The sequence below is a fragment of the Caulobacter sp. GW821-FHT09B08 genome (assembly GCF_059418225.1).
Window position 1 is genome coordinate 25154 of record NZ_JBWKPL010000009.1, and the last position, 17598, is coordinate 42751.

Here is a 17598-nt window from a genome sequence, read left to right on the forward strand (position 1 = left end):
GCCCAACTCCGTCCCTTCTCCAGATAGGCGAAGGGAGAAGAGGACGAAGCCTCATGACCTCCATCGCCGAAATGATCACCGCCGACTACGGCGTCATGGGCGACATCCTGCGCGAGCGGGCGGCCGAAAGCCCCGACCGTCCCGCCGTGATCATGGAAACCGGCGAGACGGTCACCTACGAAGAGTTCGACGCCCTGGTCGACCGCGTCGCCGCCGCCCTGCAGCGCGACGGCATCGCCCGCAACGAGGCCGTGGCCGTCTGCGCCCTGTCGTCGATCCCGTATGCGGCCCTGTTCCTGGGCGCCCTGCGAGCCGGCGTCGCCGTCGCGCCCTTGGCCCCGTCCTCCACGCCGGAAGCCATCGCCGGCATGGTCGCCGACTGCGGGGCGCGTCTGTTCTTCGTCGACGCCGGGGTCGCCGAGGCCCAGAAGCCCAGCCCCATCGCCGTGCGCCAGATCGCCCTGGACGGCTCGGACCACGGCGAGGCCTTCGACGCCTGGCTGGCCCCCGAAGGCGCCTGGCCCGCGCCGGTGACCATCACGGCCGACGACCCGTTCAACATCATCTATTCCAGCGGCACCACCGGCGCGCCCAAGGGCATCGTCCAGTCGCACGGCATGCGCTGGAAGCATGTGTTCCGGGGCGACGCGGTCGGCTACGGCCCCACCGCCGTCACCGTGCTGTCCACTCCGCTCTATTCCAACACCACGCTCGTCTGCTTCTTCCCCACCCTGGCGGGCGGCGGCACGGTGGTGCTGATGAAGAAGTTCGACGCGGGCCGCTATCTGGAGTTGGCCCAGGCCCACCGCATGACCCACACCATGCTGGTGCCGGTGCAGTACCGCCGCCTGATGGACCGGCCCGACTTCGGCGAGTTTGACCTGTCGTCCACTCACCTGAAGTTCTGCACCAGCGCCCCGTTCGGCGCCGAGCTGAAGCAGCAGGTCCTGGCCCGCTGGCCCGGCGGCCTGGTCGAATATTTCGGCATGACCGAGGGGGGCGGCACCTGCATCCTGATGGCCCACGAGCACCCGGACAAGCTGCACACGGTGGGCCAGCCCGCGCCCGGCCACGACATCCGCCTGATCGACGAGGACGGCGTTCAGGTGGGTCCCGGCGTGGTCGGCGAGATCGTCGGCCGCTCGGCCGGCATGATGAACGGCTATCACGGCCAGCCGGGCAAGACCGCCGAGGCGACCTGGACCTCGCCCGAGGGCTGGCGGTTCATTCGAACAGGGGATGTGGGCCGGTTCGACGAGGACGGCTTTCTCACCCTGATGGATCGCAAGAAGGACATGATCATCAGCGGCGGCTTCAACATCTATCCCAGCGACATCGAGGCCGAGATCGTCAAACACCCCGAGGTGGTCGAGGCGGCGGTGGTCGGGGTGCCGTCCGACGCCTGGGGCGAATCGCCCGTGGCCTTCGTGGCCGTTAAGGCCGATGCGCGAATTGACGCGGACGAGTTGAGAACGTGGGTCAATGCTCGCCTGGGCAAGACCCAGCGGCTGGTCGACCTCAAGCTCGTGGAATCCTTGCCCCGCAGCCATATCGGCAAGGTGCTGAAGCGCGAACTGCGCGACGGTTGGACAGCTTCTGCCTAGGGCGAAGATTCCGGACACATTTTTGCCGCGACGGCGCGCCGCATCGGGACCCCGCGAGTCACTCGATACGTTTGCTTAACCATAAAGGCGTTGTCGTGTGACAGCGCCGGATTGTTCGGAAGACGCGTCTGATGCAACCGCTCCCCAAGGCCGCCCTGTCGCCGGAAGACCGCAAGCAAGCCAAGGCCGCCGCCGCCCTGGCCGCCGCGGGCGTCCCGCTGGATTTCGCGGCCGTGGAGAAGGTGCTCCGACAAGGCCTGACCCCGGGCCTGGACGCCCGCCTCGCCGACCGTTTCGACCGTCCCACCGCCGTCCGCGCCGTCTCCACCCGGGTGGCCGCCCTGACCGCCGCCCTGACCGCTTCGGGCGTCCGCCGTGGCGGGGTCTGCATCGTTCCCGCCCTGGCCTCGGCCGCCACCCTCCAGGCCATCGCCGCCGCCGGCCTGCGGCCCTGGCTGGTGGATGTCGATCCCTACAGCTGGATGTTCGATCCGGCCCACCTGCGCGAGCGCCTGGGCGAAGCTCCCCCGCCCATCGAGGCCATCGTCCCCACCTGCGCCTTCGGCCGCGCGCCCGACATGAACGCCTGGGCCGCCTTCCACATCGAGACCGGCCTGCCCATCGTGGTCGACGCCACCGAGGGCTTCGACGTGGTCATGGACGCTCCGGTGCCCGTCGTCGTCGGCCTGCCGGGCGGGCGCGGCGTGTTCGTGGCCAGCCAGGACGCCGACTTCATCGCCCGTCTCGACGCGCCGGCATTCTCGGGCGATGGCGGGCTCGACGAGTGGTCCAACCAGCGCCTGCGCCTGGCCACCGCCGCCCAGCGCCTGCGCATGCTGCTGTTGGGCGCGCCCATCGGCTTCCAGCCGGGCTGGGGCATGAGCTGGGTGTCCGACGCCTGGGTCGTCAGCCTGTCGGAAGGCGTTGCCCCTGTCGTGGCCGAGAAGCTGGCCGAGCTGGGCTATGCGACCAATCCGGTGGGCCCGGGTGTCATGGTCCGCGACCTGACCCCGGTTGCGGATCGCCTGGCCAAGTCGGTGCTCAGCCTACCGTTCCACGCGGACCTGGGCATCGCCGAGCTGGACGAGCTGGCGGAAGCGGTGCGGAAGGCGCTGTCGTAACGCGCCGGGGACATGCCCTTGCGGCGTGTCCCCAGGTCCAGGCTCGGTGCTTGTTGTTGGGGACACGCCGCAAGGGCATGTCCCCGGCCCTGATAAAAGTCAGTGCGCTGCGGCGTAGGCTTCCACTTCAGCCACCCGCGCAGCCTTCTCCGCCTCGTCCAGGAACGACCCCGTGAAGCTGTTCTTGGCCAGGGTCACCAGTTCCTCCCGCGTCAGGCCCACGGCCTCCGCCGTCTGGACGTAGTTCTCCAGCAGATACCCCCCGAAATAGGCCGGGTCGTCGGAATTGACCGTGGCCTTCAGCCCCAGCTTCAGCATGCGCTTGAGCGGATGCTCCTTCAGGTCCGACACCCCGCACAGCTTCAGGTTCGACAGCGGGCACACGGTCAGGGTCGTGCCGTCCTGCACCAGCCGCGCGGTCAGGGCGTCGTCCTCCAGGGCGCGGTTGCCGTGGTCGATGCGGTCGACAGCGATCAGGTCGACCGCCTCCCAGACATAGGCCGGCGGGCCTTCCTCGCCGGCATGGGCTACGACCTTGAGGCCCAGGTCTCGGGCGGCTTGCAGCACGCGGGCGAACTTGGCCGGCGGGTGGCCGACCTCGGAGCTGTCCAGACCCACGCCCGCGATCTTCGAGAGATGCGGCTTGGCCTGCTCCAGGGTGGCGAAGGCCGAGGCCTCGTCCAGGTGGCGCAGGAAGCAGAGGATCAGCTTGGACGTCACGCCCAGCTCGCGCTCGGCCGCCTCCATGCCCTTGATCAGCCCGTCGACCACCGTCTCGAAGGCCACGCCCCGGTCGGTGTGGGTCTGGGGGTCGAAGAAGATCTCGGCATGGGTGCCGCCGTCGGCCGCCAGGCGGCGGAAATAGGCCAGGGCCAGGTCCTTGAAGTCGGCCTTGGTCAGCAGCACGCCCGCGCCTTGGTAATAGATGTCCAGGAAGTCCTGCAGGTTGGAGAAGGCGTAGGCGGCGCGGATCTCGTCCACGGTCTTGAACGGCAGGGTCACGCCGTTGCGCTCGGCCAGCTCGAACATCAGCTCGGGCTCGAGGCTGCCCTCGATGTGCATGTGCAGCTCGGCCTTGGGCAGGCCGCGGACGAAGGTTTCGAGGGCGGTGTCGGTCATGGGAAGGTTATGAGCGCTGAGGGCGGGGGGATTCAACAGGGATCGCGACGACGCGGCCGGGGACATGCACTCGTGCGTGTCCCCAAGTCTTGCATTGCGTCTGTTGGGGACACGCACAAGTGCATGTCCCCGGCCGATGTTCTAAGAACCGCCCGTGACCGCTGGACATCTCCCAATCCCCATCGAGGACCTCGGCCCCGACATCGGCTTCGCCGAGGCCCAGGCCTCGGCGCTGTACGGGCGCGACTATCGCAAGGCGCTGGCCAGCGACGACGGTTTCCAGCGGCTGGACGCGGTGGAGCGCCTGGCCGGCGCCCGCGCGGTGCTGTCGGCCCAGGAGGTGGCGGTGATGGACATGGCCGCCGGGCGCGGCCACGCCCTGGCCGAGATCGTGCGTCTCACCGGTCGCGAGCCGGCCTTCGTCGAGGCTCTGGTCCTGGACGCCTGCGCCAAGCTGGTGGCGCACTATGAAGCGGTGGGCGAGGCCGACGACGAGGTCGGCCCCGGGCCGCTGCGGCTGCCGGGACCTTTCCTCTAGGCTTAAGACATCGGCGGCGCGGGCGGGGGCGGTTCGGGCAGGGGGGTGAATTCCTGGTCGTCCAGGTCGGGCAGCTTCATGCGCTGCGCGCGCCAGTCGGCCTTGGCCTGCTCGATCCGCTCCTTGGACGAGGAGACGAAGTTCCACTCGATGAAGCGCGGCCCCACCGGCTCGCCGCCCAGCAGCATGACGGTGGAGGGCTCCAGGGCTTCGAAGGTGATGGTCTCGCCGGGCTTGAAGATCGCCATCTGGCCGACGTTCAGCACCTGGCCGGCGGCCTCGACCTTGCCCTTGGCCACATAGGCCGCGCGCTCGGGATATTCGGCGGGCAGGCCGGCCTTGGCGCCGGCGGCCATCTCCCAGTGCACATAGAACAGCGGCGAGTACACCGGCACCTTGGCTTCGACGCCGAACGCCTTGCCGGCCACCAGGGCGGCCTTCAGGCCGTTGGCCTCGTAGACCGGCATCTCGTCGCGGCTGTGGTGCGAGAAGCGCGGGGCGATCTCCTCCTGGCCGTCGGGCAGGGCCACCCAAGCCTGGATGCCGTGCATCGGGCCGCCGTATTCGCGCAGGGTCTCGAAGCGTTCGGAATGGGTGATGCCGCTGCCGGCGGTCATCCAGTTCACCTCGCCGGGGCGGATGACCAGGTTGGAGCCGACGCTGTCCTTGTGGGTGATCTCGCCCTCGAACAGATAGGTCAGGGTCGACAGGCCGATGTGCGGGTGGGGCCGCACGTCGACATTGCGCGGGAAGCCGGGTTCGAACTCCACCGGCCCCATGTGGTCGAAGAAGGTGAAGGGGCCCACCATGCGGCGGCTGTGGAAGGGCAGGACCCGCCCCACCTCGAACCCGCCGAGATCCTTGCGGCGCTGGTCGATGACGAGGTCGATCATGGGGGAGGCTCCGGAAGCTGAGCCCTTAGTGTGCAGAGGAGGGCGAGGGGATTCTAGAAGAAACTCGCTCTCATGGTCCTTCTCCCCTTGCGGGAGAAGGTGTCGGCCGGAGGCTGACGGATGAGGGGTCTCGCAAATGAAAACCGCCGCGACCGGCCTTTCGGCGGATCGCGGCGGCGACGACTTTCGACCCCTCATCCGACCGCTTCGCGGCCACCTTCTCCCGCAAGGGGAGAAGGACGCTTAGCCCAGCGGGCTGACGTACGGGCTCACCAGACCCAGCGGCACCGCCGTTGAGTTCTTGACGCCGCGGATGACGATCCGGCTCTCGATGTTGCTGACCAGGCCCAGCGACAGGAGCTTGTCGCGCAGGAACTCGTCGAAGGCGCGCATGTCGCGGGTGACGATGCGCAGCTCGTAGTCGGCCGCGCCGGTCACGGTGGCGCACTGCACCACCTCGGCCCACTTGCCCACGGCCTGCTCGAAGATCTCCAGGTTTTCCTTGGTCGGCAGCGACAGCTTGGCGGTGCAATAGACCTCGAAGCCCAGGCCCAGCTTTTCGCGGTCGAGGATGGTCACGCGGCGCTGGATGACGCCCGCGTCTTCCAGGCGTTTGATGCGCCGCCAGCACGGGCTGGACGACAGTCCGACTCGCTCGGCGATCTCGGCGACCGACAGTCCGGCGTCGTGTTGGATGAGATCGAGGATTTTGGCATCCACGGCGTCGAGCTGTTCGGACAAGAATTCCTCCCCCCAGAGGGTGATTGGCGCTTCGATCTTGCGCAAAGCGGCCCCGACTCGGGCACACCTTGGGCAAACAATTTCCGCGTTTCTATAAGATATTGCTGAGCGGGCGAGAAGACCCGGGAGGAATTTTTTTGCTATGCGGCACCTGGAAGTCACGCTCGACGACAAATATCTGCTCGAAAATGGCCGCGCCTTCATCACCGGCGTGCAGGCGCTGATCCGCGTCCTGCTCGATCGCAAGCGTCTGGACACCCTGGCCGGCCTCAATACGGCCGGCTTTCTCTCCGGCTATCGCGGTTCGCCTCTCGGGGGATTGGACCAGCAGGCCGCGCGCCTGAACAAGCTTCTCACCGCCCACGACGTGGTCTTCAAGGAAGGCCTGAACGAGGACCTGGCCGCCACCGCCGTGTGGGGCAGCCAGCAGGCCAACCTGTTCCCCGGCGCCACCCACGATGGCGTCTTCGGCATGTGGTACGGCAAGGCCCCGGGCGTGGACCGCACGGGCGATGTCTTCAAGCACGCCAATTTCGCCGGGACCTTCCCGACCGGCGGCGTGCTGGCGGTGGCCGGCGACGACCACGCCTGCAAGAGCTCGACTCTGCCTTCGCAATCGGAGTTCGCCTTCCAGGACTTCGAGATGCCGGTGCTGTCGCCGGCCGACGTGCAGGAGGTGCTGGACTACGGCCTGCTGGGCATTTCCATGTCGCGCTTCAGCGGCCTGTGGACGGGCATGATCGCCCTGGCCGACACCATGGACTCGGGCGTGACCATCGACGTCTCGCTGGACCGCCACAAGCTGGTCATTCCCGACTTCGCCTTCCCGCCCGGGGGCCTCGGCATCCGGCTGAAGGACCAGCCGATGGAGAAGGAGCGCCGCCTCCGTCTCCACAAGATCCCCGCCGCCCTGGCCTTCGCCCGAGCCAACGGCATCGACCGCGTGGTGCTGGGCGCCTCGCACGTGCGGGTGGGCAAGGCGCGCCTGGGCATCGTCTGCCAGGGCCAGGCCTACAAGGACGTGCTGGAGGCCTTCACCGCCATGGGCATGACCCTGGAGGAGGCCGCCGACCTGGGTGTCTCGATCTACAAGGTCGGCATGCCCTGGCCGCTGGAACCGCTGGGCATCCGCGCCTTCGCCGCCGGTCTCGAGACCCTGATGGTCATCGAGCACAAGCGCGGGCTGATCGAGCCCCAGGCGCGCGCCGCCCTCTACGATCTTCCCGCGCATGCGAGGCCTCGCATCATCGGCAAGCACGACGAGCAGGGCCATCCGCTGCTGTCGGAGCTGGGCTCGCTGTCGGTGGCCGAAATCGCCCTGGCCATCTACGACCGCCTGCCGCAAGGCCCGCACATGGAGCGGGCCCAGGCCTATCTGAACCGCGTCTCGGCCGCCGGCGTCGCCGCCGTCAGCCTGGCCGCCGACCAGGCCCGCAAGCCGTTCTTCTGCTCGGGCTGCCCGCACAACACCTCGACCAAGCTGCCGGAAGGCTCGCGCGCCCTGGCCGGCATCGGCTGTCACTACATGGCCGGCTTCAACGACCCGATGACCGACCTCAACACCCACATGGGCGGCGAAGGCCTGACCTGGGTGGGCGCCGCGCCGTTCACGACCGAAAAGCACGTCTTCCAGAACCTGGGCGACGGCACCTACAACCACTCCGGCTCGCTGGCGATCCGCGCCGCCGTCGCGGCCGGGGCCAACATCACCTACAAGCTGCTGTTCAACGACGCCGTCGCCATGACCGGCGGCCAGCGCGCCGAGAGCGGCTTCACCCCCGCCCAGATAACCCGCCAGCTGGCGTCGGAAGGCGTGGCCAAGACGGTGATCGTGGTCGACGAGCTGGAGCGCTATCAGGGCGTCACCGATCTGGCCCCCGGCGTCGAGGTCTTCCCGCGTTCGGAGCTGATGAGCGTGCAGAAGATGCTGCGCGACACGGCCGGCACGACGGTGCTGCTCTACGACCAGACCTGCGCCACCGAAAAGCGCCGCCGCCGCAAGCGCGGCACCATGGCCAAGGCGACCAAGCGCGTCTTCATCAACCCGCTGGTCTGCGAGGGCTGCGGCGACTGCTCGATCAAGTCCAACTGCGTGTCGGTGGAGCCGCTGAACACCGAGTTCGGCCGCAAGCGCAAGATCAACCAGTCGTCCTGTAACCAGGACTACAGCTGCGTCGATGGCTTCTGCCCGTCGTTCATCACCCTGGAAGGGGCGGAGAGCACGAAGGCCAAGAAGGCCCCGGCGCTGACGGCGGACTCGACGCCCCTGCCGGTGTTCGACGACTTCCACGGCGTGCGGAAGATCATCTTCACAGGCGTGGGCGGCACCGGCGTGACGACCGTGGCCTCGATCCTGGCCATGGCCGCCCACGTGGACGGCCGCGCCGGCAGCGTGGTCGACATGACGGGCCTGGCCCAGAAGGGCGGCTCGGTGTTCAGCCACGTCAAGATCGGCGAGACCGAGGAGACGGTGGTCGGCGGCCGCGTGCCCGCCGCCAGCGCCGACGTGCTGATCGCCTGCGACATGCTGGTGGCCGCCTCCCCCGAAGGCCTGTCGCTCTACGCCAAGGACCGCACCGCCGCCTTCGGCAACAGCGACTTCGCCCCCACCGCCGACTTCGTCACCAGCCGCGACATCCGCTTCGACAGCGGGGCCATGTCGCGGCGGATCAAGGGCGCGACCAAGTCGTTCGACGCCTGTCCGGCCCAGCACCTGGCCGAGACCCAGTTCGGCGACGCCATCTTCGCCAACATGATCATGGTGGGCTTCGCCTGGCAGCGCGGGGTGATCCCGGTCTCCAGCCGCGCCATCTACCGCGCCATCAAGCTGAACGGCGTCGACTACGAGTCCAACCTGGCCGCCTTCGAGCTGGGCCGGAAGGTGGCGCACGATCCGGCCTCGATGGGGCCGCGCGACGCCGATGTGCCGACGCCGGAGACGATGTCGCTGGACGAGCTGATCGCCAAGCGCACCGCCGATCTCGTCGCCTACCAGAACCAGGCCTATGCCGACCGCTACGCCGCCAAGGTGGCCAAGGTCCGCGCTTCGGAAGTGGCGGCCGGCGGCGAGGAAAAGGGCCTGCCCCTGACCCGCGCGGCGGCGGTGAACCTCTACAAGCTGATGGCCTACAAGGACGAGTACGAGGTGGCCCGTCTGTATACGGACGGTCGTTTCGCGGCCGAGCTGGCCGGGACCTTCAAGGGCGGCAAGGCCAAGGTCTGGCTGGCCCCGCCGATCATCGGCGCCAAGGACAAGGACGGCCGGCCGCGCAAGATGGCCTTCGGCGGCTGGATGCTGGACGTGGCCTTCCCGCTGATGGCCCGGATGAAGAGCCTGCGCGGCGGTCCGCTGGACGTGTTTGGCGGCACCGAGGAGCGCAAGATGGAGCGCGGCCTGATCGCCGACTACGAGGTCACGCTGGACCGCCTGGCCGGCGGCCTGACCGCCGAGCGCCTGCCGTTGGCGGCCCGCATCGCCTCGGTCCCGCAGGACATCCGCGGCTATGGCCACGTCAAGGACGCGGCGGTGGTCAAGGCTCGCGCGGAAGCGGCGACCCTGTGGAGCCAGTGGGAGGGGTAGCTCCCTTCCTTCTCCCCTTGCGGGAGAAGGTGGCCCCGGCGAAAGCCGGGGTCGGATGAGGGGTTGAAAGTCGGTTCAGCCGCGAGCGTTGGCCAAGCCTGTGCGACCCCTCATCCGTCGACCTTCGGCCGACACCTTCTCCCGCAAGGGGAGAAGGGTCTTTCTCTTAAACCCCGTTCGCCTTGGCGATCGCGGCCAGCACCTTGGCGCTGGGCTTGGGGGTGCGTTTGAAGGTCTTCCGGTCCACCTCGCACAGGCCGTAGTGCTTGGAATAGCCGAAGATCCACTCGAAATTGTCCAGCAGCGACCAGTGGACATAGCCCAGCACCGGTACGCCGGCGGCCATGACCTTCTTCAGCTCGGCCAGGGAGTCGGGGATGAACTTGGCGCGGACGGCGTCGTCCTTGATGCCCACGCCGTGCTCGGTGATCATCACCGGAATCCCCGTGGCCTCGTGGACATAGCGCACGGCGCCGGCCAGGGACGGGGCATAGACCTCCACCCCCATCTCGTTGATCGTCGCGCCGGGCGGCGGGGGCAGGGCCTCGGTGGCGGTGTATTGCGAGCGGGCGTAGTTCTGCACGCCCACGAAGTCGTCGCCCTTGATGGCCTCCAGCCAGGCCCCGTAGTACTGCGCCCGCTTCTGGTCGCGCAGGGCGGGATCGCCCAGGGCCTGGTCGTCGGTGACGGTCAGGCTGACGCCCACCGGCAGGTCGCCGCGCACGGCCTTGATCGCCGCGCGGCCGGCCTTGTGGGCGGCCAGCAGGGTCTTCTCGGTCAGCGGGATGTCGGCGGCCTGAGGGATCATCCCATTGCGGAAGTTGGTCGAGCCGCTGGCGCGGCCGGCGGCGGCGTTCATCTGCTCGACCAGGGCGATGGCCGGCGGGGGCAGGGCCGCGCCGATCACGGCGATCATGTTGGGCTCGTTCAGGGTGACGGCGTAGGCCATGCCGGCGGCCAGGCGCTGGGCGGCCTTGTCGCAATAGCGGGCGAAGAGCTCGACCGCCTTGGGGCTGGTCCAGCCGCCCTGGGCGGCGAACCAGCGCGGGACCGAGAAGTGCGAGAAGGTGACCATCGGTGCGATGCCGCGCGCGTGGCAGCCGTCGATGATGCGGGCGTAGTGGTCGAGCATGGCCTCGGAGAACTGGCCCGGCTCGGGCTCGATCCGCGCCCATTCCAGCGAGAAGCGGTAGGTGTTGAGGTTCAGGCTCTTGACCAGGTCGAGGTCGGCCGCCCACAGCTCGAAGCTGTTGCAGGCGTCGCCCGACGGCTGCTGGAAGAGGCTGGGCTGGATCTGCTCCAGCAGCCAGATGTCGCTGCCGACATTGTTGCCCTCGACCTGGTGGCCGGCCGTGGCCGCGCCCCAGCGGAAGCCGGCGGGGAACTTCGTCTGCGCGGCGGCCTGGGCGCCGGTGGCCGACAGGGCCACGGCCGCGCCCGAGGCGGCCAGCAGGGTGCGACGATCGATATCCATGGTGTTCCTCCGTTTTTCGGGGCGGTCGCTTGCCGCCTGTCGTCGTTGTCGTGGTTGTTAGGGCGGCGGCGGGCGCAGCAGCTTGTCGGCCAGCCGCTCCCAGGCCTCGACCAGGTCGAACGCCCGGTCGTCGCGCAGCCATTGCAGCTCCAGCCCGTCGAGGCCGGCCAGCACCTGGCGGGCCAGGCTTTCGGGATCGTCGCCGAACACCGCCAGCAGCCGGGCGAACATCTCCCGCGCGGCCGCGTCGCGCCGGCGGAAATAGGCGTGGGCCGGGTGGTCGGGGGCGATCGCCTCGACCCGCAGCATGGCGTAGAGCCGGATGAACTCGGGCTTGTCGGCGTTGCGCTGGACCAGCATCCGCAGGATGCGGCGCACGGCCTGGGGCGTCGTCGGATCCTGGCCGGCCTCGTCGCCCAGGGCGGCGGCGATGGCGACCTCGTCCTGGCGGTCGCGCTCGTCCAGCACGGCCATCAGCAGGGCGGCCTTCGAGCCGAAGTGGTGCAGCAGGCCGGCGTCGGTCATGCCGCAGCGCACCGCCAGGTCCTTGATGCTGAAGGCGCGGAAGCCCTTGTCGCCGATGATCTCGACCGCCTGGGCCAGGATGCGCGCCTGGCGGTCGTCCTTGCTCATGCGGATGTGGCTGCGGGTCATGGCCGGCTCGAAACTTCTTACCTAGTGATCGCTAGGTAAGAGTCCGAAGGGCGTCAAGCGACGCGCCGGAGCGGCGGCGACACATCGCGGAGACGATGGAGGGCGCGAGGCCTACTTCTGGACCGTGCCGTCGGTGCGGTCGGGCTTGATCCCGGTGGCGCGGATGTTGGTCACCGACTGCAGGATGCCGAACCAGAACGGCGAGCCCAGCGACACCGCCAGGCCGGTGATCGCCAGCCCAAGCAGGGTCAGCAGGAACTTGCCGGTCATGCTCCAGCCGTCGCGAAGGGGGGTCTGGCAAACGTTGGCGGGACGGCCGCTGGGCGGCATCGAGGCCAGGGGCACGTGGACCAGCGAGCAGATGGCGTCCTGGCTCCAGCCGATCGGCATGGGCAGGGCCTGGGAGATGTCGACGGGTTTCTCTTCCCCGGGCGCGCATTCGGCGGGCGCGCCCTCGCCCTCGGCCGCGGCGACGGGCCTCGAGGCGGCGGCGCTGGCGCCTTGCAGGCCGTCGGGGTTCTGGGCCGTCACCGAGGCCTGGGCCACCAGCCCGGCCCGAGCCACCGGATCGCGCCACAGGTTGTCGATCAGCTGCAGCGAATTGACGTTGAAGGCCACGGCCACCGCGAAGCCGGCCCAGAAGGTCAGGCGATGGATCCAGCGCTTGTAGGCCCCGCTGGTGCGGTCCATGGCGCTGTCGAACCAGGTGGCGACGTTTTTCTGGAACACGTCGACCTTGCCCTCGGCGTCGTCGATCATCGGCAGCAGGGCGTTCTTGAGGGCCTCGTTGTTCTGGATGCCGGCGACGGCGGTCTTCAGCTGGGTGAAGCTGAGATGGGCCTGGTCGGACGGCTTCAGCGTCTCGGTCAGGGCCACGGCGAAGGTCTTGCCGGGAATGTAGGACGGGGCGTTCTTCAGCAGGGAGCCGCGCTTGGTGCAGTGGTCCTCGGCGGTGTTGTGCGACTTCAGGGCCCCGATCAGAGGGTGGTTCCAGACCGCGCACATCTCGGGCGACCACTCGCCGGTCTTGCGCTCTGTGCCGTCGCCGCCCAGCAGGCTCTGCACCCGGCCCAGCAGGTATTCGCTGCGCTTGTTGAGGAAGGCCGAGACGTATTCGTTCAGGGCGGTGACGAACAGGCTGACCAGCAGATAGACGAAGATCAGTCCGATCGCGACGTCGAGCGCGGCGCCGAAATTCATGATGCCCTTCCCTGGAGCGCCGGTTCCCCGGCCGACGCGACCTCAACCTTGTCGGGCAAGGTTTCACAGCTCGCCAAAAAGGGCAACGAAGGTCGGTGGGCGCGGGCGGGATCGGCGGCTGGCTTGGTCGCGGAGGCGTGCTAGGTTGGGGCATGACCAAGCCCCCAGCGCCTGTCACGGTGACGCTTTCGCCCGAAGACGCCTTCGATCTCGGCGAGCGGGTGGCGCGCGGCGAGTTCTCGTCGCTGGACGAGGCGGTCGCCGCCGAACTGGCCGAGCTGAACTATCGCCGGGCCGCCGAGATCATGGGCGGCGGCGACCAGCTGGAGGCCTTGCTGGCCAGGTTGGAAGCCGACAACGACACCACGACGGATGTCGAAGCCGAGGGCTTCTTCGCCGAGTTGCGCGAGAGCCTGAGACAGCGCCTGGACGCATCGCGCGGGTGAAGCGGCGGTTGGTGGGTTTCCGATGAGCCAGGAGTTCGATTTCGACGCCGTCGTCGTGGGCGCGGGCGCCGTGGGGCTGGCCTGCGGCTACGCCCTATCCCAGCGGGGCCTGATCGTCGCCGTGCTGGAGGCGCAGGGGCACATCGGCCAGGGCGTGTCGTCGCGCAATTCCGAGGTGATCCACGGCGGGCTCTATTATCCGACCGGCTCGCTTAAGGCGAAGTTCTGCGTCGAGGGCCGGCGGCGGCTGTATGCATTCCTCGACAAGCACCACGTCGACTACAAGAAGTGCGGCAAGCTGGTGGTGGCCACCAGCGAAGCCGAAATCCCGCAGCTGGAGGCGATCTTCCAGCAGGCCCTGGCCAACGACGTCGAGGGCATGGAGCACTTGACCGGCGCCCAGGCCCGGGCCCTGGAGCCGGGGCTCAACGCCCACACCGCCCTGCTGTCGCCCGAGAGCGGCGTCTTCGCCAGCCACGACTACATGCTGGCCCTGCAGGGCGAGATCGAAGCGGCCGGCGGGGCGGTGGTGGTCAACACCCCGTTCGAGGGCGCCACGCCCCTGGCCGGCGGCGGCTTCACCGTGCGGATCGGCGGGGCCGAGGCGGCCAGCCTTTCGTGCCGCCTGCTGGTCACCGCGCCGGGCCTGTCGTCCCAGGACGTGGCGGCGACCATCGAGGGCTTTCCGGCCGACCAGATTCCGGCGGCCCACTACGGCAAGGGCGTCTATTTCCGCCTGGCGGCCAAGGCGCCGTTCCAGCGGCTGATCTATCCGCCGCCGATCCACGGGGCCCTGGGCACCCACTACCGCAACGACCTGGGCGGCCAGGCGGTGTTCGGACCCGACCTGGAATATGTGCCGGCCCCGGACTATTCGGTCGATCCGTCCAAGGCCGCCGCCTTCGCCGCCTATATCCGCAAGTTCTGGCCCGACGTGCCCGAAGACCTGCTGGTGCCCGACTATGCCGGTGTGCGGCCCAAGCTCCATGGCCCCGGCGAGCCCCAGCCCGACTTCCAACTGCGGGGCGTCGACACCCATGGCCTGGAAGGGCTGATGGCCCTGTTCGGCATCGAGAGCCCGGGCCTGACCAGCTCGCTGGCCATCGGCGAAGAGGTCGCCCGGCGGCTGACCGAATAGGGCCTGCCACCAACTTCGCCTTCGCGCGTTGCAATCTTGGCTTTTCAGGAGGGCGCGATGCTGGACGATTTCATTGACCGATTGATTGCCCGGCTGATGACCGGCGCGGGGCTGATCATGGCGGCGGCCATCGCCGCGGTGGCCTCGGCCATGGCGGTGTTCGCCTTCCTGGCCCAGTGGGTCGGCTCGGCCTGGGCCTACGCCATCGTCGCGGTGACGGCGGCCCTGGTGGTGACGGTCTGGGCGCTGCTGCAGAAGCGGCACATCGCCCGCACCCGCCAGCCGCCGCTGGACGAGCGCGTCCTGGCGATGATGCAGGCCCATCCGACCGCGTCGTTCATGGCGGGCATGGCGGCGGCGACGTTGCTGAAGGGCAAGCCTTCGCTGGCGGCGTCGTTGTGGGAGGCTCGGAAGGGGAAGCCGAAATAGGCGTTAGATCCTCCCCCTCTGGGGGAGGTGTCGCGGAGCGACGGAGGGGGATTACTGAGCCGGCGGAGGACCCCCTCCGGCCCTCTGGGCCACCTCCCCCAAAGGGGGAGGATTTGCCCGTCGCTATTTGGGCGAAACCCGCAACACCCGCCCGTCATCCTCGTCCGTCACCAGGTACAGCGCCCCGTCCGGACCCACCTTCACGTCGCGGATGCGGAAGCCGAGCTCGCTCAGCAGCCGCTCCTCGCCCACGACCTTGTCGTCCTTCAGCGTCAGGCGCACGAGGTAGCCCTTCAGCCCGCCCACGAACAGGCTGCCCTTCCAGGCCGGGAACAGGGCCGCGTCGTAGAAGGTCAGTCCCGACGGCGCGATCACCGGGTCCCAGTAATAGACCGGTTGCTCCATGCCCTCGTGCTGGGTGATGCCGTCGCCGATGGGCTTGCCGGAATATTCCTCGCCATAGGTGATGGTCGGCCAGCCGTAGTCCTTGCCGGCCTGGGGATGGTTGACCTCGTCGCCGCCCTTGGCGCCGTGCTCGACGGTCCACAGCTTGCCGGTCCAGGGATTGATCGTCGCGCCCTGCAGGTTGCGGTGGCCCTTGGACCAGATCTCCGGCTTGGCCTGCGGGTTGCCGACGTAAGGATTGTCGGCCGGGATCGAGCCGTCGGGGCGGATGCGGATGACCTTGCCCAGGGCCGCGTCCAGCTTCTGGGCCTGCATGCGGCCCTCCAGGATCGAGCGCTCGCCGGTGGTGATGTAGAGCGACCCGTCGCGGGCGAAGGCCAGGCGGCCGCCGAAGTGCAGGGCCGAGTCCAAGGCCGGCAGCTGCCGCCAGATCACCTGGACGTTCTCCAGCCGGGGCGCGGCCCCCGGAACCAGCTTGCCGCGCGCCGCCGTCGTGCCGTTGCCGCCGCCCTCGCGCGCCTCGGCATAGGTCCAGTAGATCAGGCCGTTCTTGGCGTAGTCGGGGTCCAGGGCCACGTCCAGCAGGCCGCCCTGGCCCTCGGCATAGACCGGCGGCAACCCCGTGACGGCGGGCGACAGCTTGCCGTCCTTGCCCAGGATGCGCAGGCGGCCGGCGCGCTCGGTGACCAGCTTGGAACCGTCCGGCAGGAACGCCAGGCTCCAGGGATGGTCCAGGCCCGTGGCCAGGGTCTCGACCTGATAGGCCACGCCCAGCTTCTCCTCGGGCGCGCGGGTCTGCTCGGGGAAGGCCGGCTTCTGGTCGGGGGCGTTGGGCGCGGCGGTCTGGACCGGCGGATTGGGCACGGCCTGGGCCATTTCGGCGGGGCCGCACGCCGACAGGACCAGCGCGGCGAGGGCGAGGGGGCGAAGACGCATGGGGACTGTCCGGTTCGATGGGGGTGGCGCCAACGTTGTCATCCCGACGCCGCCTTGTCATCCCGAAGCGGCGCATGACGAGGCGTTGACACCCGTCCCGCCCGCGACGAAGGTCCGCCCTCGCTGAAGACGGAGCCCGCCTTGACCGCCATCCTGCACGCCATGCTGGGCAAGGGCCTGGGCGGACTGGAGCAGGTGTTCCTCGACTACCAGCCGATCCTGGAGGCCTATGTCGCCCGGGGCGGCGGCGTGGCGGTGGGCGCGGTGCGGGCGGGCGGCAAGGTGGCGGTCCAGCAAGCTAGCCGCACGCCGCCCCTGACCACCCTGCCGGCCTATACCGACTGGGACCCGATCTCGCTGGGCGCGGCGCGGCGATTGGTGCGCGAGGTCGCGCCCGACCTGATCTTCAGCCACGGCCAGCGCCCGGCCCGCCTGATGGCCAAGGTCGCGCCGAAGGACACCACCCTGGCGATCTGCGTGCACAAGCCGGTGTTCGACGTGGAGACCACCCGCACCCACTATGTCTGCGTCGGCCGCCATCTGGCCGACCTGGCCGTCGAGCGCGGCGTGCCGCCCGAACGCGTCCACTTCGTGCCCAACGCGGTCAAGCCGCCGGCCGTGCTGGCGACGCCGTTCAAGGACGGGGTCTGCTCCCCGCGCATCGTCGCCGCCGGCCGCCTGCACCCCAAGAAGGGCTTCGACGTGCTGATCGCCGCCCTGGCGCTACTGCGCGACCAGGGACAAGGCTTCGACTGCGAGATCGCCGGCGAGGGCGATGAGCGCGCCAAGCTGGAAGGCCTGATCGCCCAGCACGGCCTGGAAGGCCGCGTGCGGCTGGTGGGCTGGCGCTCGGACGTCGCCGCCTTCCTGGCCACGGGCGACGTCTTCGCCTTTCCGTCGTACCAGGAGGGTTTTCCGCTGGTGCTGCTGGAGGCCATGGCCGTCGGACTGCCCGCCGCGTCCAGCGCGATTCCCGGGCCGGTGGAGATGATCGCCGACGGCGTCGACGGCGCCCTGGTCCCGCCCGGCGACCCCGCCGCCCTCGCCAAAGCCCTGGCCGGCCTGATCGCCGCCCCGGAAAAGGCCGTGGCCCTGGGCCTGGCCGCCCGCGCCAAGGTGCTGGAAGACTACGGTCCGGCCAGCCTGCAGCGGCGTCTGGACGCGGTGCTCGATCTGATGCTCGCACGGGCTTGAAGCGGCCCCCGCTTTGCGCTTATAAGCCCGCCTCCGCTTCGTGCGGCTGGGTAGCTCAGATGGTTAGAGCGGTGGATTCATAACCCACAGGTCGGCGGTTCGATCCCGCCCCCAGCCACCACTTCA

General features: G+C 69.2%; 15 protein-coding genes and 1 tRNA gene. 9 read left to right on the top strand and 7 right to left on the bottom strand.

Annotated features, from left to right (window positions below; genetic code table 11):
• Nucleotides 1-53: 53 nt before the first annotated feature.
• Nucleotides 54-1604: a class I adenylate-forming enzyme family protein gene (locus AC07OA_RS21430; RefSeq protein ID WP_494665853.1), complete on the top strand. Its 1551-nt coding sequence runs from the start codon at nucleotides 54-56 to the stop codon at nucleotides 1602-1604.
• A 131-nt stretch (nucleotides 1605-1735) separates the two neighbouring features.
• Nucleotides 1736-2725 (top strand): DegT/DnrJ/EryC1/StrS family aminotransferase, encoded by a 990-nt coding sequence (locus AC07OA_RS21435; protein WP_494665854.1) that lies wholly within the window; start codon nucleotides 1736-1738, stop codon nucleotides 2723-2725.
• 99 nt (nucleotides 2726-2824) lie between these two features.
• On the opposite strand, the gene AC07OA_RS21440 is transcribed toward AC07OA_RS21435, so the two are convergent.
• On the bottom strand, nucleotides 2825-3844 hold the full coding sequence (locus AC07OA_RS21440) for an adenosine deaminase (RefSeq protein WP_494665855.1): 1020 nt from the start codon (nucleotides 3842-3844) through the stop codon (nucleotides 2825-2827).
• Between the two features lie 154 nt (nucleotides 3845-3998).
• Between AC07OA_RS21440 and AC07OA_RS21445 the strand changes: the two genes are divergently transcribed.
• Complete coding sequence (locus AC07OA_RS21445) at nucleotides 3999-4382, top strand: hypothetical protein (protein ID WP_494665856.1); 384 nt, start codon at nucleotides 3999-4001, stop codon at nucleotides 4380-4382.
• Nucleotides 4383-4384: 2 nt separating this feature from the next.
• Here AC07OA_RS21445 and AC07OA_RS21450 read toward each other — a convergent pair whose 3' ends face one another.
• Complete coding sequence (locus AC07OA_RS21450; RefSeq protein ID WP_494665857.1) at nucleotides 4385-5275, bottom strand: pirin family protein; 891 nt, start codon at nucleotides 5273-5275, stop codon at nucleotides 4385-4387.
• Between the two features lie 243 nt (nucleotides 5276-5518).
• Nucleotides 5519-6016: an Lrp/AsnC family transcriptional regulator gene (locus AC07OA_RS21455; RefSeq protein ID WP_494665858.1), complete on the bottom strand. Its 498-nt coding sequence runs from the start codon at nucleotides 6014-6016 to the stop codon at nucleotides 5519-5521.
• Between the two features lie 142 nt (nucleotides 6017-6158).
• Here AC07OA_RS21455 and AC07OA_RS21460 point away from each other — a divergent pair, with 142 nt between their 5' ends.
• Nucleotides 6159-9596 carry an indolepyruvate ferredoxin oxidoreductase family protein gene (locus AC07OA_RS21460; RefSeq protein ID WP_494665859.1) on the top strand — a complete coding sequence of 1146 codons (3438 nt, stop codon included), beginning with the start codon at nucleotides 6159-6161 and terminating at the stop codon, nucleotides 9594-9596.
• Nucleotides 9597-9762: 166 nt separating this feature from the next.
• Here the strand turns inward: AC07OA_RS21460 and AC07OA_RS21465 are convergent, their stop codons facing one another.
• From AC07OA_RS21465 to AC07OA_RS21475, 3 genes are all read right to left on the bottom strand, one after another.
• On the bottom strand, nucleotides 9763-11070 hold the full coding sequence (locus AC07OA_RS21465; RefSeq protein WP_494665860.1) for a glycoside hydrolase family 1 protein: 1308 nt from the start codon (nucleotides 11068-11070) through the stop codon (nucleotides 9763-9765).
• Between the two features lie 57 nt (nucleotides 11071-11127).
• Nucleotides 11128-11724, bottom strand: a complete 597-nt coding sequence (locus tag AC07OA_RS21470; protein ID WP_494665861.1) for a TetR/AcrR family transcriptional regulator — start codon at nucleotides 11722-11724, stop codon at nucleotides 11128-11130.
• Between the two features lie 111 nt (nucleotides 11725-11835).
• On the bottom strand, nucleotides 11836-12924 hold the full coding sequence (locus tag AC07OA_RS21475; protein ID WP_494665862.1) for a hypothetical protein: 1089 nt from the start codon (nucleotides 12922-12924) through the stop codon (nucleotides 11836-11838).
• Between the two features lie 152 nt (nucleotides 12925-13076).
• On the opposite strand from AC07OA_RS21475, the gene AC07OA_RS21480 reads away from it, so the two are divergent.
• From AC07OA_RS21480 to AC07OA_RS21490, 3 genes are read left to right on the top strand one after another with little or no spacing between them, the layout of a single operon-like run.
• Nucleotides 13077-13370 carry a hypothetical protein gene (locus tag AC07OA_RS21480; RefSeq protein ID WP_494665863.1) on the top strand — a complete coding sequence of 98 codons (294 nt, stop codon included), beginning with the start codon at nucleotides 13077-13079 and terminating at the stop codon, nucleotides 13368-13370.
• A 22-nt stretch (nucleotides 13371-13392) separates the two neighbouring features.
• Nucleotides 13393-14508 carry an NAD(P)/FAD-dependent oxidoreductase gene (locus AC07OA_RS21485; RefSeq protein ID WP_494665864.1) on the top strand — a complete coding sequence of 372 codons (1116 nt, stop codon included), beginning with the start codon at nucleotides 13393-13395 and terminating at the stop codon, nucleotides 14506-14508.
• A gap of 57 nt (nucleotides 14509-14565) precedes the next feature.
• Nucleotides 14566-14937 carry a hypothetical protein gene (locus AC07OA_RS21490; protein ID WP_494665865.1) on the top strand — a complete coding sequence of 124 codons (372 nt, stop codon included), beginning with the start codon at nucleotides 14566-14568 and terminating at the stop codon, nucleotides 14935-14937.
• A 123-nt stretch (nucleotides 14938-15060) separates the two neighbouring features.
• On the opposite strand, the gene AC07OA_RS21495 is transcribed toward AC07OA_RS21490, so the two are convergent.
• On the bottom strand, nucleotides 15061-16278 hold the full coding sequence (locus AC07OA_RS21495; protein ID WP_494665866.1) for a PQQ-dependent sugar dehydrogenase: 1218 nt from the start codon (nucleotides 16276-16278) through the stop codon (nucleotides 15061-15063).
• Nucleotides 16279-16419: 141 nt separating this feature from the next.
• Here AC07OA_RS21495 and AC07OA_RS21500 point away from each other — a divergent pair, with 141 nt between their 5' ends.
• Nucleotides 16420-17472 (top strand): glycosyltransferase, encoded by a 1053-nt coding sequence (locus AC07OA_RS21500; RefSeq protein ID WP_494665867.1) that lies wholly within the window; start codon nucleotides 16420-16422, stop codon nucleotides 17470-17472.
• 44 nt (nucleotides 17473-17516) lie between these two features.
• Nucleotides 17517-17593, top strand: a tRNA-Met gene (locus tag AC07OA_RS21505).
• The last annotated feature ends 5 nt before the right edge of the window (nucleotides 17594-17598 follow it).

Excerpts from the sequence above, each read along its gene's own strand:
- AC07OA_RS21430 (WP_494665853.1), top strand. The coding sequence starts at position 54 with ATGACCTCCATCGCCGAAATGATCACCGCCGACTACGGCGTCATGGGC.
- AC07OA_RS21435 (WP_494665854.1), top strand. The coding sequence starts at position 1,736 with ATGCAACCGCTCCCCAAGGCCGCCCTGTCGCCGGAAGACCGCAAGCAA.
- AC07OA_RS21440 (WP_494665855.1), bottom strand. The coding sequence starts at position 3,844 with ATGACCGACACCGCCCTCGAAACCTTCGTCCGCGGCCTGCCCAAGGCC.
- AC07OA_RS21450 (WP_494665857.1), bottom strand. The coding sequence starts at position 5,275 with ATGATCGACCTCGTCATCGACCAGCGCCGCAAGGATCTCGGCGGGTTC.
- AC07OA_RS21460 (WP_494665859.1), top strand. The coding sequence starts at position 6,159 with ATGCGGCACCTGGAAGTCACGCTCGACGACAAATATCTGCTCGAAAAT.
- AC07OA_RS21465 (WP_494665860.1), bottom strand. The coding sequence starts at position 11,070 with ATGGATATCGATCGTCGCACCCTGCTGGCCGCCTCGGGCGCGGCCGTG.
- AC07OA_RS21470 (WP_494665861.1), bottom strand. The coding sequence starts at position 11,724 with ATGACCCGCAGCCACATCCGCATGAGCAAGGACGACCGCCAGGCGCGC.
- AC07OA_RS21475 (WP_494665862.1), bottom strand. The coding sequence starts at position 12,924 with ATGAATTTCGGCGCCGCGCTCGACGTCGCGATCGGACTGATCTTCGTC.
- AC07OA_RS21480 (WP_494665863.1), top strand. The coding sequence starts at position 13,077 with ATGACCAAGCCCCCAGCGCCTGTCACGGTGACGCTTTCGCCCGAAGAC.
- AC07OA_RS21485 (WP_494665864.1), top strand. The coding sequence starts at position 13,393 with ATGAGCCAGGAGTTCGATTTCGACGCCGTCGTCGTGGGCGCGGGCGCC.
- AC07OA_RS21490 (WP_494665865.1), top strand. The coding sequence starts at position 14,566 with ATGCTGGACGATTTCATTGACCGATTGATTGCCCGGCTGATGACCGGC.
- AC07OA_RS21495 (WP_494665866.1), bottom strand. The coding sequence starts at position 16,278 with ATGCGTCTTCGCCCCCTCGCCCTCGCCGCGCTGGTCCTGTCGGCGTGC.